This window comes from Rhizobium sp. BK418, assembly GCF_004341105.1.
In the GTDB taxonomy this organism is placed as follows: Bacteria; Pseudomonadota; Alphaproteobacteria; order Rhizobiales; family Rhizobiaceae; genus Rhizobium.
Map to the genome: position 1 here is coordinate 250,808 of NZ_SLZK01000001.1, position 13,189 is coordinate 263,996.

The 13,189-nt window shown below is 58.4% G+C and carries 13 protein-coding genes and 2 pseudogenes; 11 read left to right on the forward strand and 4 right to left on the reverse strand.

The features are described 5' to 3' along the window. Positions 1-256 precede the first annotated feature (256 nt). Positions 257-580 (reverse strand): hypothetical protein, encoded by a 324-nt coding sequence (locus EV281_RS01230; protein WP_132651159.1) that lies wholly within the window; start codon positions 578-580, stop codon positions 257-259. A gap of 105 nt (positions 581-685) precedes the next feature. Between EV281_RS01230 and EV281_RS01235 the strand changes: the two are divergent. The 5 genes and pseudogenes from EV281_RS01235 (at position 686) to EV281_RS01255 (ending at position 5,508) form a co-directional block, all read left to right on the forward strand. Continuing rightward, positions 686-1,110: pseudogene (locus tag EV281_RS01235) on the forward strand (CoA-binding protein). Between the two features lie 117 nt (positions 1,111-1,227). Beyond that, positions 1,228-2,511 carry an O-acetylhomoserine aminocarboxypropyltransferase gene (locus EV281_RS01240; protein WP_132651160.1) on the forward strand — a complete coding sequence of 428 codons (1,284 nt, stop codon included), beginning with the start codon at positions 1,228-1,230 and terminating at the stop codon, positions 2,509-2,511. Positions 2,512-3,679: 1,168 nt separating this feature from the next. After that, entirely contained in the window at positions 3,680-4,060 is a 381-nt protein-coding gene (locus tag EV281_RS01245) for a RidA family protein (RefSeq protein WP_132651974.1), read from the forward strand. Between the two features lie 266 nt (positions 4,061-4,326). Then, positions 4,327-4,641 carry a DUF982 domain-containing protein gene (locus tag EV281_RS01250; RefSeq protein ID WP_132651161.1) on the forward strand — a complete coding sequence of 105 codons (315 nt, stop codon included), beginning with the start codon at positions 4,327-4,329 and terminating at the stop codon, positions 4,639-4,641. A gap of 372 nt (positions 4,642-5,013) precedes the next feature. Next, complete coding sequence (locus EV281_RS01255; protein WP_132651162.1) at positions 5,014-5,508, forward strand: BA14K family protein; 495 nt, start codon at positions 5,014-5,016, stop codon at positions 5,506-5,508. 164 nt (positions 5,509-5,672) lie between these two features. Here the strand turns inward: EV281_RS01255 and EV281_RS32040 are convergent, their stop codons facing one another. Further along, complete coding sequence (locus tag EV281_RS32040) at positions 5,673-5,879, reverse strand: hypothetical protein (RefSeq protein WP_132651163.1); 207 nt, start codon at positions 5,877-5,879, stop codon at positions 5,673-5,675. Positions 5,880-6,013: 134 nt separating this feature from the next. Here EV281_RS32040 and EV281_RS01265 point away from each other — a divergent pair, with 134 nt between their 5' ends. Further along, positions 6,014-6,358, forward strand: a complete 345-nt coding sequence (locus tag EV281_RS01265; RefSeq protein ID WP_132651164.1) for a cupin domain-containing protein — start codon at positions 6,014-6,016, stop codon at positions 6,356-6,358. 10 nt (positions 6,359-6,368) lie between these two features. Here the strand turns inward: EV281_RS01265 and EV281_RS01270 are convergent, their stop codons facing one another. Then, positions 6,369-6,845 (reverse strand): MarR family winged helix-turn-helix transcriptional regulator, encoded by a 477-nt coding sequence (locus tag EV281_RS01270; RefSeq protein WP_132651165.1) that lies wholly within the window; start codon positions 6,843-6,845, stop codon positions 6,369-6,371. Positions 6,846-6,997: 152 nt separating this feature from the next. Between EV281_RS01270 and EV281_RS01275 the strand changes: the two are divergent. The 5 genes and pseudogenes from EV281_RS01275 (at position 6,998) to pstB (ending at position 11,850) form a co-directional block, all read left to right on the forward strand. Further along, positions 6,998-7,802: pseudogene (locus EV281_RS01275) on the forward strand (SDR family oxidoreductase). Positions 7,803-8,092: 290 nt separating this feature from the next. Then, positions 8,093-9,115 carry a phosphate ABC transporter substrate-binding protein PstS gene (pstS, locus tag EV281_RS01280; protein WP_132651166.1) on the forward strand — a complete coding sequence of 341 codons (1,023 nt, stop codon included), beginning with the start codon at positions 8,093-8,095 and terminating at the stop codon, positions 9,113-9,115. 88 nt (positions 9,116-9,203) lie between these two features. Further along, positions 9,204-10,181 (forward strand): phosphate ABC transporter permease subunit PstC, encoded by a 978-nt coding sequence (gene pstC, locus EV281_RS01285; RefSeq protein ID WP_132651167.1) that lies wholly within the window; start codon positions 9,204-9,206, stop codon positions 10,179-10,181. 2 nt (positions 10,182-10,183) lie between these two features. Further along, on the forward strand, positions 10,184-11,041 hold the full coding sequence (gene pstA / locus EV281_RS01290) for a phosphate ABC transporter permease PstA (protein ID WP_132651168.1): 858 nt from the start codon (positions 10,184-10,186) through the stop codon (positions 11,039-11,041). Next, positions 11,038-11,850 carry a phosphate ABC transporter ATP-binding protein PstB gene (pstB, locus tag EV281_RS01295; RefSeq protein WP_184327100.1) on the forward strand — a complete coding sequence of 271 codons (813 nt, stop codon included), beginning with the start codon at positions 11,038-11,040 and terminating at the stop codon, positions 11,848-11,850. Before pstA ends, pstB begins: the two co-directional genes overlap by 4 nt. Positions 11,851-11,933: 83 nt before the next feature. On the opposite strand, the gene EV281_RS01300 is transcribed toward pstB, so the two are convergent. Beyond that, on the reverse strand, positions 11,934-13,178 hold the full coding sequence (locus EV281_RS01300) for a cytochrome P450 (protein WP_132651170.1): 1,245 nt from the start codon (positions 13,176-13,178) through the stop codon (positions 11,934-11,936). Between the last annotated feature and the right edge of the window lie 11 nt (positions 13,179-13,189).

A 13,189-nucleotide genomic window follows, 5' to 3' on the forward strand; every position in this document is an offset into this window, starting at 1 on the left:
ACTATGAGATGTCTCTAATGGACGCGTGAACATAACGCGATCAAATTATGCATGGAAGGTGAAAGTCTTTTTATTCAAGGAAATGTCGGGGATCCTATGATGCTGAAATATAGACATTATTCTATAACTTTGAAATGATTATAAATTCACAACTAAAAGGAATTTTGATTGGAATTTCTGTAGCTGCAAATTGAACATCGGTCCTTTCGCAGATGCGAAAGGACCGCTAACATCCGTAATTCCGATTGGATACCGACTAGAGGCTATAGTGTGGAATGAACATCATCCCGTCTAGGTTGTCCATATTCTGGCAGTTCAGCACCCGACATCTTGGATTGTCCTTGGAAGGAATGCTTGTCCATTCCGCATAATCGGTCGCGTCGCAGTAGCTGCTGTTGCGCACGTAGCGGTCATAGAGCGGAAGGCCTCGCGGCGAAGTGTAGCGAAAGATGACGGCGCCTTCGTTATGGATTGCCGCCCGTACGCTCTGGCAGCTCATGGCAAGCGGATTGTAGCGCGAGATTGCAAGCGCCGGCGAGGCGGCTAGCACGAGCGCGAGGGTAAGGGCGATTTTTTTCACGGCACAATTTCTCCCTGATATTTTCCGGCACCTATATATACGTTGAAACAAGCCGCCGGTTTCAATGACCGGCAAACATGAAATCTGTTTCCGGGAAAGCCAGATATGAATCACGATGCCTATGCCGACGACTATCTCTCCGGGATCCTGAAATCCGTGAAAACCATTGCGCTGACGGGGCTTCGCCCAATCCGGCTCGGCCGAGCAATGGTGTTATGAGTTACCTGCTGTCGCGCGGCTACAAGGTCATTCCCGTCAATCCCGGGCAGGCCGGCAAGCAGATCCACGGCCAGACCGTTTATGCCCGGCTTGCTGACATTCCCGAGCCGATCGACATGGTCGATGTCTTCCGTGCCTCCGAATATCTTGGAGACGTTGACGAGGCGCTGGCGCTAGAGCCCCGCCCGCAGGTTGTATGGGCGCAGCTCGGCGTGCGTGATGATGCAGCCGCCGCCAAGGCGGAAGCCGGCGGCATCAAGGTTGTGATGAACCATTGCCCGGCTATTGAATATCCGCGTCTTCTCGGCTGACGCCATCCGGCAGGACGGATTTTCCCCGGAACGTGCCAAGGTTGAAAAAGATCGCGGTTAACTTTCGCCTTCGAGTGGCTATGATCGCCCTGTTCAACAACAGGGTAGGAAGACGACATGGCCAAAAACGATCCGGGATTCAATACGCTGGCGATTCATGCCGGAGCCCAGCCCGATCCGGCGACCGGCGCGCGCATAACGCCGATCTACCAGACGACGGCCTTCGTCTTCAACGATGCCGACCATGCCGCAGCCCTGTTTGGCCTGCAGCAGTTCGGCAATATTTATACGCGCATCATGAACCCCACGCAGGCGGTTCTGGAGGAACGCGTTGCAGCGCTTGAGGGCGGCACGGCAGCGCTTGCCGTCGCCTCCGGCCATGCCGCACAGATGATTGTCTTCCATACACTGATGCGTCCCGGCGAGAATTTCGTCGCTGCCCGCCGTCTCTATGGCGGTTCGATCAACCAGTTCGGTCACGCCTTCGAGAATTTCGGCTGGCAGGTGCGCTGGGCCGATCCGGAAAGTCCTGATGATTTCGAGAGCAAGATCGATGACAAGACGAGAGCGATCTTCGTCGAAAGTCTTGCCAACCCCGGTGGCACCTTCGTCGATATAGCCGCGATCGCCGAAGTCGCCCACCGCCATGATTTGCCGCTGATCGTCGACAACACCATGGCGACACCTTATCTCATCCGGCCGATCGAGCACGGCGCCGATATCGTCGTGCACTCGCTGACAAAATTCCTCGGCGGCCACGGCAACTCGATGGGCGGCATCATCGTCGATGGCGGCACCTTCGACTGGTCTAAGACCGGCAACTATCCGATGCTATCAAGCCCGCGCCCTGAATATAATGGCGTCGTTCTGCACCAGACCTTCGGCAATTTCGCCTTCGCGATCGCCTGCCGCGTGCTCGGCCTGCGTGATCTTGGCCCGGCAATCTCGCCCTTCAACGCTTTCCTGATCCTGACCGGCATCGAGACGCTGCCGCTGCGCATGCAGCGCCACAGCGACAACGCGCTTGATGTTGCCAAATGGCTGAAGGCTCATTCCAAGATCACCTGGGTGAACTATGCGGGCCTCGATGACGACCCGAACCACGCTCTGCAGCAGCGTTATTCGCCGAAGGGCGCGGGCTCTGTCTTCACTTTCGGCGTCAAGGGCGGCTACGAGGCCGGCAAGACGCTCGTCGAGGGTCTGGAGCTCTTCTCGCATCTCGCTAATATCGGTGACACGCGCTCCCTGGTGATCCACCCTGCCTCCACCACACACCGGCAGCTCACCGACGAGCAAAGGAGCGCCGCTGGCGCAGGGCCAGATGTGGTGCGCCTTTCCGTCGGCCTCGAGGATGTGAAGGATATCATTGCCGATCTCGAGCAGTCGCTGTCGAAGATCTGAGCGTTGTTCGCAGCAAACGTTGTAACTCGCAGACGACATTTGTCGGGCATAGGATCAGCGTCCGGTTCGAATAGAGCCGGGCGGCAATTTCGTTCGACCGCACGAAAAAAGGAAAAGTAAGGGATCGGGCCCCTCGATCGAAATCGTGACGTTCTTACTGCGGACGATACACGTCGAGCAGCGCGGAAAGCATCCTCTGAACTTACGGATGGACGACCATGTTAACGGCATCGGCAAGCGCGAACATCCACGCTCTCGGATGCTTTGTTCGGGATAGTGATCTGCGAGCCGATCATTCAGGATCACATGAACCGCAACCTGATAGCTATTGCTGGTGCCTGGTTTTTCGTAAGCAAAGTGACCGATTGGCCTTGAACATACGGCTCCCGTCACGCCTGCCTCTTCGAAGGCTTCGCGTTATTCTAGCGAGTGGCCTTCACCGCTTCTGAAGTTCTGCTCGTCGTCGCACGGCATCGACAGCCGCATCCAGCATTTCTTTGATACTGCCGGACCTCCTAATTATCTCTTCCAGCTCCTTCGCGTCGAGCAGAGGAGGGGGGCTGACTGGGCGGTTGTCGTTGGCTGGCATAACGGTCCCCATGGAACAGTTTATGCGCCCATCCTAATTTAAATGGCTTTCTTCTTCGTAAACGGGTGTGCCGGCGCCCGAGGCAGTATTGTCACCCGATATCTGGGGGATTGGGCAGCCCGTGGCAACGTTCTAAAATGCAGTAACGGTTGATTTGCCCGCATGCCCAATTGAAGGCACCCCCGTGCGGGCAGGTCAGCCGGCTCCAATCACTGGACTTCAGCCATGGCAGCATTGGCCAGACACCTATCGGCCTGTCCCGTTCTGCGACAGCTGCGGCGATGCAAGCAGAGCGATGTGACCAACCGGTTTTCGACTTTAGCGCGTCGTTGATTTCCATCGAGGATCGCGGCTTCCAGAACGATCACCATTAAAGCGATGGAGAGCCACACGACGCGGCCTCGGTGTGGATGGACGTGGTTCGCAAATCCAGTTCTCGATTGTATTTTCCACCGTTTACAAGGGTTCTCCAGGTGACGATTGTCCAAGGGGCTGGCGGCCGATGTTAAAATCGGACTTCAATCTGATATGTTGTCGAACAAGAAACGCTTTTTGGTGCGTTTAGGGTGTGAGGAAGAGATGAAACGGGAAGCGATCAATGCCTTGGATGCGCCCCAGCCGCGCGGCTACTCCCAGGCCGTGAGGCTGGAGAATTTCGAAAGGTTGCTGTTCGTCAGCGGCCAGGTTCCGGTCTTGTCGGGGCAGGCGATCCCGGAGGATTTTGCCGCGCAGGCGCGGCAGGTGTGGCTGAACATCGATGCCCAACTCTGGGCCGCGGGTATGGGCAAATCGGACATCGTCAAGATCAACACCTATATCGCCGATCGCGGTTATTTGGCAGTCAATCGCGAAGTTCGCAGCGAATATCTGGGCGCGCTGCTTCCGGCCTCCACGCTCGTCGTCGCCGAGCTCGTCGATTCCGCCTGGCTGCTGGAGATCGAGGTGGTCGCGGCGCAATAACAACGGCAATGCTCTCGAAGGTGCCCACACTGAGCTTGTCGACGAGACGATCAGCATCGGCGGTCGGCGGCTTGAAAGTTATCTTGCGATCGAACACATCATCGCAGCTGCCACGCGGCGGGCGCTCAGGCGATCCACAAATGCCGATTTCGCCGAAGCTGCCGAAGCGACCGGATCGCATCCTGTGAAACTCAATTATAAATGTTGAAACTACGACCGTGGCATATTGGTGTATGAGTGTTTGCTCAAGGACTGGGGTTGAGGGCATGACCACGAATAGATTTTCGGCCTTTGCGCCGATCGGTCTCAAATTTCATGGCAAGCAAACGCGCACGGTGGTCCGAAATCTCGCCGGCGCCGCGCGCGTTCTTCTCCAGGATTGGCCCTCGGACGATGGCGAGGAGTACGTTATTGCCGTCAAGGCCTGCGTCGACGCAATCACCGGCGAAGTCGGTCCTGAACAGTTCCGGCAGGCTTTGCTGCGGGCTGCGAGCGAGGCAGGCATTATTTCCTTTTCGCTCGTCCACGAAGCGCCGCCAGACCTCAATGTCGACGGAACTCTCTCGGTCAGGGAGAAGTGAACCAGCATCAGACTTACGGCCCACAGAACTCATCGGCACCCAAATCCGGGCCGTTCTTTCTGACCGCGTTCCATGCTGTCAGGGATCGTCAAGCCGCGTTTCGTCTAGGCTATTTGGATCTCTGAACCGCGATGTTGAGGAAATCCGACACACGCTCGGATTCCCGTTCGGGCGCGAGACAATTACCATCGAAGGCCGCTCTGGTAATCTCCTTCTTCGAGACGTTCTGCAACGATATAAAAATCAGTCAGGTCTCCGCACGGCATAGGTCATTCGATGGCTCTGCGGAACGTTTGTCGTCATATTGCGTTCACCTTTAGTTCAGGCGGCGGGGAGGAAAATTTCCGCCATTTGGAGCAGAGGAGAACAGTCATGAATAAGCTAGCCACGGCAGCGTTCGGCTTGGTCATAGTTGTTCCCGGCGTCACGCCAGCTCAGGCGTTTCCGGCAATTAACCCACCCAGGATCGAAGTACAGCAACAGGTAGAGCCCGTGCAATGGCGTCACGGAGGGGATGGCCACTGGAACGGCGGCTATCACGGTGGTTACCACCATCACCATGGATCAAACTGGGGCTTGGCCTTGGGTGGCTTAGCTCTTGGTACGATTATTGGTGGCGCGTTGGCACAGCCGTATTACGGCTCGTACTATGACACGTATTATGGCTCTCCCTACGGCTATTACGGCCGGCCTTATAGCTATTACCAGCCTTACTATTACCGGCCGTATCGATATGCACCTTCGGCCTACTACGCAGGAGGCAGCCACGTGCGTTGGTGCTATGCGCGATATCGTTCGTACAGGGCATTCGACAACACCTACCAGCCTTATTACGGCCCCCGTCGCCAGTGCTTAGGACCCTATTGAGGGCAGGGAATGCGGAGATGTAGGGGGCGGAACGAGGCGCTTTTTGCAGTGGCTTATGCAAGTTTCGCCAGATCGGCTCCCCCTCCGTCTGAGAATTTAAACGCTGGGGCGATGTATAGCATATGTCAGGCAAAAGCGGCGACCGCCTGTGCCTTGTTAGCCTCTCAGAGCCAGATGCCAAACTGGTTCGGTGGCGAAAAGTCCTTTATCCCGATCCTCGGCCAATCGCATCTCCTATCAAACTGGAGTTTGGAGACGGTGCGGTGGCAAGTTGGGTCCGTCCTGAACGCATAACCTGGAAGGGAGATGTAGCGACTTGGCGACATGCCGAACAGCATGCAAATCGTCAATGCGGCACAAAAAGGCTTCATGGATGCCTCCCTTGTGGTTTAAGGCAGGCATTGTCCCATAGAGCAAGGCTCTCGCACATATATCCATTTGTGCTAATACTGCGCCGGGGCGACACGCCATGCGCCTGCGAAGGACATTGAGGAACAGGGTGACCATGGCAAACGCGATCCCCTTCGAGATCAAGAGCCTCGAACCGGAATTGGGTGCTCCCGCTGCAGAGCGCATCATTTCCGGCGATCCGCAATTCCGCACCTGGAATCTCGAAGAGGCCGAAGGCGGTCTCTACGCGGGCATCTGGGAGGCGACACCGGGCAAATGGCGTATTGTCTATGAGGAATGGGAATATTTCAGCATCCTCTCCGGCCACTCCATCGTCACCGAAGACGGCGGCGAGCCCATTCATCTCAAAGCCGGCGACCGCCTGATCCTCAGACCGGGCTTCAAGGGAACCTGGGAAGTCGTTGAAACGACTCGCAAGGATTATGTGGTCCGCCTCTAACGTCGCGTCATCAGTCTTTGTCCGAGCCGGCCCGGAAACGGCCGGCGAAATCCTTCGAGGCGATCAGGTTCAGTGTGTCGCGCAGCGCCTTTGCCTGCTCCTCGCCGAAGAGGCGCTCGAAGCGTTCGTGCGCCTCCCGCCAGAGCCGGGTCGCTTCCTGCCACTTTTCGATGCCTGCTTCCGTCAGCTTCACGCGCTTGACGCGGCGGTCCTTCCCGTCGGGCACGAGTTCCACCATTCCGTCGCGGATCAACGGCTTTAGCGTGTGGCCGAGGGCCGACAAGTCCATCACCATGCTCTCGGCCAGAACCTTCAGCGATGAACCGGAATTCATGTGGATCTGCGTCATCAGCGTATATTGCGTGCCCCTGAGACCGCTCGCATCGATGAGGTCGTCATAGAGCTGACCGAGCTGCCGTGTCGCGCGCTTCAGCGCACTATTGCTGCAGACCTGCCAGCCTTCGAAGCTCTTCGTCCGTTCATTCATCACCATTCTCCTGCGGCCGATGTCTCCAGCATATCGACGGGCCGTCAATCTCAGCTGCCGTTTATTTTTCATTGCGCCTCTTGCGCAAGATCGGCTTTCTTCCTCATATAGTGGCATATGCCAGTAAATTCCAATCGCGAAAGGATGGAACCATGTCTGCCTCTACTCCCGGAACTGCCCTTATTACCGGCGCCTCTTCGGGCATCGGCGCAACCTATGCCGACCGGCTTGCTAAACGCGGCTACGATCTTCTGCTCGTCGCTCGCGACGTCACGCGCCTGAATGCGCTTGCTGAAAAGCTTTCGGCAGAGCAGGGCATCAAAGGTGGATGTGCTGCCGTCCGATCTCACCAAGCGTGAGGATGTACGCAAGGTCGAACAGCGCCTGCGTGCAGATGAGGCCATCACGCTTCTCGTCAACAATGCCGGCATCGGCCCGAAGGGCACGCTGCTCGAAGACGACATCGACTATCTCGAAACTATGATCGAACTGAACGTCATCGCCGCAAACCGGCTTGCCGTTGCTGCCGCCCAGACCTTTGCCGAACGCGGCAGGGGCGCAGTCATCAACATCGCCTCCGTCGTTGCCTTCATCCCCGAGCGTTTCAACGGCACCTACAGCGCCACCAAGGCCTTCGTACTGAATCTGACTCATGCGCTGAATGCCGAAGCCGGCCCGAAGGGCGTCAAGTTCCAGGCAGTCTTGCCGGGGCTGACCCGTACCGAGATCTTCGAGCGTGTCGGCGGCTCCTTCGACCGCTTTCCACCGTCCATGGTGATGGATGTGACGGATATGGTGGATGCCGCTCTCGCCGGCTTCGACCAGGAAGAACTGATCACCATTCCCTCGCTGCCTGAAGTCGCCGATTTCGACGCATTCACGGCTGCTCGCCACAGCCTCGGCCCGAACCTTTCTCACGACAAGCCGGCCGTCCGTTACGGCATTTCGAAATCCTGATTGCGACATTTCCTAAAAGGGCTGCGGCAATCAACCGCAGTCCTGCGGCATTCGGGCCGCACCTCCTCGTTAAGACTTTGTTAACGCGCGATTCATTCGGAAACTCAGTGACTTCAGCAACTTATGCACACCTTTGCATTCTGCTTCGATGTCACAAACTGTCATCAAACTGTAATAATAGACGCCTAGCCCCCTTCCCGTGACGAGGAAATCAGCGCCCTCGATAGTGGACACCCCCTCCATGGCGCCGAGCCTTGTCGTCCTTTCATTCCATCAGGGAAGAGTCGCGAATGCTCACCAAGAAACTTCTTTCGGCCTGCCTCGGCGCTGGCCTGGTTGCCGCTCTGGCAGTCTCGGCTTCTGCTGCCGAAATTACCGGCGCTGGCTCCACCTTCGTCTATCCGGTTCTTTCGAAGTGGTCGGCAGACTACAACAAGGAAACCGGTGACAAGCTGAACTATCAGTCGATCGGTTCGGGTGGCGGTATCGCCCAGATCAAGGCTGCAACGGTTGACTTCGGCGCCTCTGACGCCCCGCTCAAGCCGGAAGATCTGACGGCTGGCGGCTTCGGCCAATTCCCGCTCGTTGTCGGCGGCATCGTTCCCGTCATCAACGTCAAGGGCATCAAATCGGGCGAACTGAAACTCTCGGGCAAGGTTCTCGCTGACATCTACCTCGGCAACGTCACCAAGTGGAACGACAAGGCCATCGCCGACCTAAACCCGGGCCTGAAGCTGCCCGACAGCCAGATCGCCGTTGTTCACCGTTCGGACGGCTCGGGCACCTCTTTCAACTGGACGAACTTCTTCTCGAAGGTCAATCCGGACTGGAAGTCCAAGGTCGGTGAAGGCACCGCCGTCAACTGGCCGGTCGGCATCGGCGGCAAGGGCAACGAAGGCGTTGCTGCTTACGTCACCCGCGTTAAGGACTCGATCGGTTACGTCGAATACGCCTACGCCCTGCAGAACAAGCTGCCTTACGTTCTCGTCCAGAACGCTGCCGGCCAGTATCCGAAGCCGAACGCTGAAAGCTTCTCCGCTGCCGCTGCTAGCGCAGAATGGGGCAAAGCTCAGGATTTCTACCTGATCATGACCAACGCTCCGGGCGAAAAGGCCTGGCCGATCACGGCGACCACCTGGGCCATCATGTACAAGGAGCCGAAGGACGCTGCTCGGTCCAAGGCTGCTTTCGCCTTCTTCAAGTGGGCTCTCGAAAAGGGTCAGAAGGAAGCTTCGTCGCTCGATTACGTCCCGCTTCCGGACTCTCTCGTGAAGCAGATTGAAGACTACTGGACGGCCTCCTTCAAGGGCTGATCCTGACGAAACTGCGGTCGGGGCGGGAAGCTTGGCTTTCCGCCCCGAATGCCTTTGACACCCCCTCAAAGCAGCAGAGCGTACGGATATGAGCGAAGCAATGGCATCGCTGCCCGCCAACACCGCGGGCGTTAAACGCCGCGATGGCGCCGCAGGCGATCGTATTTTTTACTGGATAGTTTTGGGCTGCGGCCTGTTTGTTCTTGCCGCCCTTTTGGCAGCGGCGATCTCCATGGCCATGGGCGGGCTTCTTGCCTTCCGCACCTTCGGCTTCGGCTTCCTGACCGGCACGGAATGGGATCCGGTTGCCCAGCAGTTTGCGGGACTCGTGCCGATTTATGGCACCCTGGTTACCTCCGCATTGGCCATGATCATCGGCGTTCCCGTCAGCCTCGGTATTGCAGTGTTCATTACTGAAGTTGCGCCTCGCTCCGTCCGTGGACCGATCGGTGGCGCCGTCGAGCTCCTCGCCGGCATTCCCTCGATCATCTACGGCATGTGGGGCCTTTTCACGTTCGCTCCTTTCATGTCCGATTACGTCCAGCCGGTGCTGATCGACTGGCTCGGCCCGATCCCGGTGATCGGCGCCCTGTTCTCCGGCGCCCCGCTCGGCATTGGCATGCTGACGTCCGGCATCGTGCTGGCGATCATGATCATTCCCTTCGTCTCTTCGGTCATGCGTGACGTCTTCCTGGTCGTTCCCGCACAGCTGAAGGAATCGGCCTATGCGCTGGGGTCGACCAAATGGGAAGTGGTGCGCGACATCGTCATTCCGCACACCCGCACCGCCGTCGTCGGTGGCATCTTCCTTGGCCTCGGCCGCGCGCTCGGCGAAACCATGGCGGTGACCTTCGTACTCGGCAACACCCATAACATCGCGGTGTCGCTGATGGAGCCGGGTACTTCGATTGCCGCGACGCTCGCCAACGAGTTTGCCGAGGCTTCCGATGACCTTTACAGGTCGTCGCTCGCAGCCCTTGGCCTCATCCTCTTCGTTGTCACCTTCATTGTTCTGGCAGCCGCCAAGCTCATGCTCGTGCGCATGGCAAGACAGAGGGGAGAGTAACCATGGCTACCTATTCAGGTTCTCTCTACCGCCGCCGCCAGATTGGCAGCATCATCGCGCTGACGCTTTGCGGCATCGCCACCGTCCTTGGCCTCGTCTTTCTGGTCTGGATCCTCTGGACGACGCTGGTACATGGCCTGGCGGCGCTGAGCCCCACGCTTCTCACGGAAATGACCCCGCCGCCTGGCGAAGATGGCGGTGGTCTCGCCAACGCTTTCATGGGCAGCCTGCTAATGGTCGTTCTGGCTGTCATCATCGGCACGCCAATCGGCGTGCTGGCAGGAACCTATCTGTCGGAATTTGCCCGCGGCAAGAAGCTCGGCGAGGTTATCCGCTTCGTCAACGATATCCTGCTCTCCGCTCCGTCGATCATCATCGGCCTGTTCGTCTATGAACTCGTCGTCCGCCCGACGGCGCGTTTCTCCGGCTTTGCCGGCGGCATCGCGCTCGCCTTCATCTTTCTGCCGGTCGTCGTGCGCACGACCGACGAGATGCTGCGGCTGGTTCCGGATGTCATGCGCGAAGCCGCACTCTCGCTCGGCATCCCGCGCTGGAAGGTCACGCTCAACGTCCTCTATCGCGCTGCCTCTACGGGTATCCTCACCGGTATCCTGCTCGCCATCGCCCGCATTTCAGGCGAAACCGCGCCGCTCCTGTTCACCGCTCTGAACAACCAGTATTGGAGCCTGGATATGTCGCAGCCGATGGCGAACATTCCGGTCGTCATCTTCCAGTTCGCTATGAGCCCCTATGAGCAATGGCAGAATCTCGCGTGGGCCGGCGCCTTCGTGATGACGGCTGTCGTTCTAATCCTGAGCGTCGTATCGCGCTCCGTCCTGAACCGAAAAGGTGGGAAATGATGCTTCAGTCCCAAGACACTTTCGAAACTGCCAGCAAGTCCGAAAAGCCCATGGCTAAAGACAAGATCGCTCTCGAAAACGTCAATTTCTATTACGGCGACGCGCACGCGATCAAAGATGTGAGCCTGAGCTTCCCTGAGCGTCAGGTCTCCGCCCTGATCGGTCCCTCCGGCTGCGGCAAGTCCACGCTGCTGCGCATCCTGAACCGCATCTACATGCTGTATCCGAAGATGCGCGCCACCGGCTCGATCAAGCTCGACGGCAAGAATATTCTCGACCCGGGCTTCTCGATGAACGAGCTGCGCGCCCGCGTCGGCATGGTATTCCAGAAGCCTGTGCCGTTCCCGATGTCGATCTACGACAACATCGCCTACGGCATTCGCCACCATGAGCGCCTTAACAAGGCCGATATGGATATCCGCGTCGAGCAGGCACTGCGTCAGGCCGCCCTCTGGGATGAGGTCAAGGACAAGCTGAAGGGCAGTGGCCTCGGCCTTTCAGGCGGTCAGCAGCAGCGCCTCTGCATTGCCCGCGGCGTGGCGCTGCGTCCGGAAGTCCTGCTTCTCGACGAGCCGACCTCGGCCCTCGACCCGATCTCGACCGCCAAGGTCGAAGAACTGGTCGCACAGCTGAAGGGCGAGTTCACGATCGTCATCGTCACCCACAACATGCAGCAGGCAAGCCGCATCTCCGACAACACCGCCTTCATGTATTTGGGCGAGCTGATCGAATACGGCCCGACCGCGCAGATCTTCCAGTCGCCGAAAATCAAGCGCACCGAGGACTACATCACTGGCCGCTACGGCTGATACGCCTTTCCCTTTCGGAACAGAAAGGGCCGGCACGCGAAGAGCGTGTCGGCCTTTTTACTTTCAGGTGTCGGACCGCTGCTTTACCAGACGAGATCCAGGCGATCGAGGCCGTGGAAGTGATAGACGTCCTTGATGACGGGCGTCTTCGCAAGCTTCAGACCCGGCAGGCGCTTGAAAAGGATCGGCAGCACGATGTTGAGTTCCAGGCGCGCCAGAGGCGCGCCGATGCAGAAATGGATGCCGGCGCCGAAGGAGAGGTTGGGCGCCTCGTTACGGTCAGGCCTGAAGGTGAGGGGATCGCTGAATTTGGCCGGATCGAGATTGGCGGCGGCCAGGATCATGCTGATCTTGTCGCCGCGCTTGAACGCTACGCCGTCGATCTCGGCGGGTTCGAGCGCCCAGCGCTGGAATATATGAACGGGCGCGCAGATGCGCAACGACTCCTCGACGGTGCGCTCGGTGGCGGTCTCGTCGCGGAAAAGCTCGGCCGGATCATAACCGCTGTCCAGAATGATGCGCACGGAATTGCCGATCTGGTGAACCGTCGCTTCATGGCCGGCATTGAGCAGCACGATGGCCGTCGAGACGAGCTCGTCTTCCGTAAGGTACTGGCCCTTGTGCTCGGTATGGATCATGTGGGTCAAGAGGTCGTCGCGCGGTTCGGCACGGCGCTCGGCAACGACAGTCTTGACGTAATCGGAAAATTCCCGCGCCGCCTGCTCGGCGGCATCCTCGTCCGCGCGGGTGCGTCCGAACATATACATGCGCACATAGGCATGCGACCACCTGAGCAACTGCGGCCCCATTTCTTCGGGAATGCCGATCATGCGGGCGATCATCGTCACTGGAATGATATCGGCAAAGGCCGAGAGAAGCTCGACTTCACCCCGGTCAGCAAAGCCGTCGATCAACCTATTGGCGAGCTCTTCGATTTCCGGCTTCATTTTCTCGACATGTCGCGAGACGAAGGCGCGGTTGACGAGGGTGCGCAGCCGCGTGTGTTCCGGCGGCTCCAGTTCCAGCAGCGAATAACGCTCGGCGAGATCGAAGGCGGCGAGATGCGGCTCGGGTTCAGGCAGGCCGAGTTCCTCGCGGCTGGCGATATGCAGGATCTGCCGGCCGAAGCGGCGGTCGCGCAGCAGTCCATTTACGTGATCATAGCTGGTGACGAACCACTGCTTCTGCTGTTCCCAGTAGAAGGTGGGACAATGGGCATGAAGCGCTGCATAGACCGCGTTCGGGTTGCTGTAGAAAGCCGGGTCGCTGCCGTCGAGCGACACATGGCGGATTGCAGGATCGATCTTGAGAAAGGGCGGTATCATCATGGCCAGAGGCT

Excerpts from the sequence above, each read along its gene's own strand:
- EV281_RS01240 (WP_132651160.1), top strand. The coding sequence starts at position 1,228 with ATGGCCAAAAACGATCCGGGATTCAATACGCTGGCGATTCATGCCGGA.
- EV281_RS01245 (WP_132651974.1), top strand. The coding sequence starts at position 3,680 with ATGAAACGGGAAGCGATCAATGCCTTGGATGCGCCCCAGCCGCGCGGC.
- EV281_RS01250 (WP_132651161.1), top strand. The coding sequence starts at position 4,327 with ATGACCACGAATAGATTTTCGGCCTTTGCGCCGATCGGTCTCAAATTT.
- EV281_RS01255 (WP_132651162.1), top strand. The coding sequence starts at position 5,014 with ATGAATAAGCTAGCCACGGCAGCGTTCGGCTTGGTCATAGTTGTTCCC.
- EV281_RS32040 (WP_132651163.1), bottom strand. The coding sequence starts at position 5,879 with ATGAAGCCTTTTTGTGCCGCATTGACGATTTGCATGCTGTTCGGCATG.
- EV281_RS01265 (WP_132651164.1), top strand. The coding sequence starts at position 6,014 with ATGGCAAACGCGATCCCCTTCGAGATCAAGAGCCTCGAACCGGAATTG.
- EV281_RS01270 (WP_132651165.1), bottom strand. The coding sequence starts at position 6,845 with ATGAATGAACGGACGAAGAGCTTCGAAGGCTGGCAGGTCTGCAGCAAT.
- pstS (WP_132651166.1), top strand. The coding sequence starts at position 8,093 with ATGCTCACCAAGAAACTTCTTTCGGCCTGCCTCGGCGCTGGCCTGGTT.
- pstC (WP_132651167.1), top strand. The coding sequence starts at position 9,204 with ATGAGCGAAGCAATGGCATCGCTGCCCGCCAACACCGCGGGCGTTAAA.
- pstA (WP_132651168.1), top strand. The coding sequence starts at position 10,184 with ATGGCTACCTATTCAGGTTCTCTCTACCGCCGCCGCCAGATTGGCAGC.
- pstB (WP_184327100.1), top strand. The coding sequence starts at position 11,038 with ATGATGCTTCAGTCCCAAGACACTTTCGAAACTGCCAGCAAGTCCGAA.
- EV281_RS01300 (WP_132651170.1), bottom strand. The coding sequence starts at position 13,178 with ATGATGATACCGCCCTTTCTCAAGATCGATCCTGCAATCCGCCATGTG.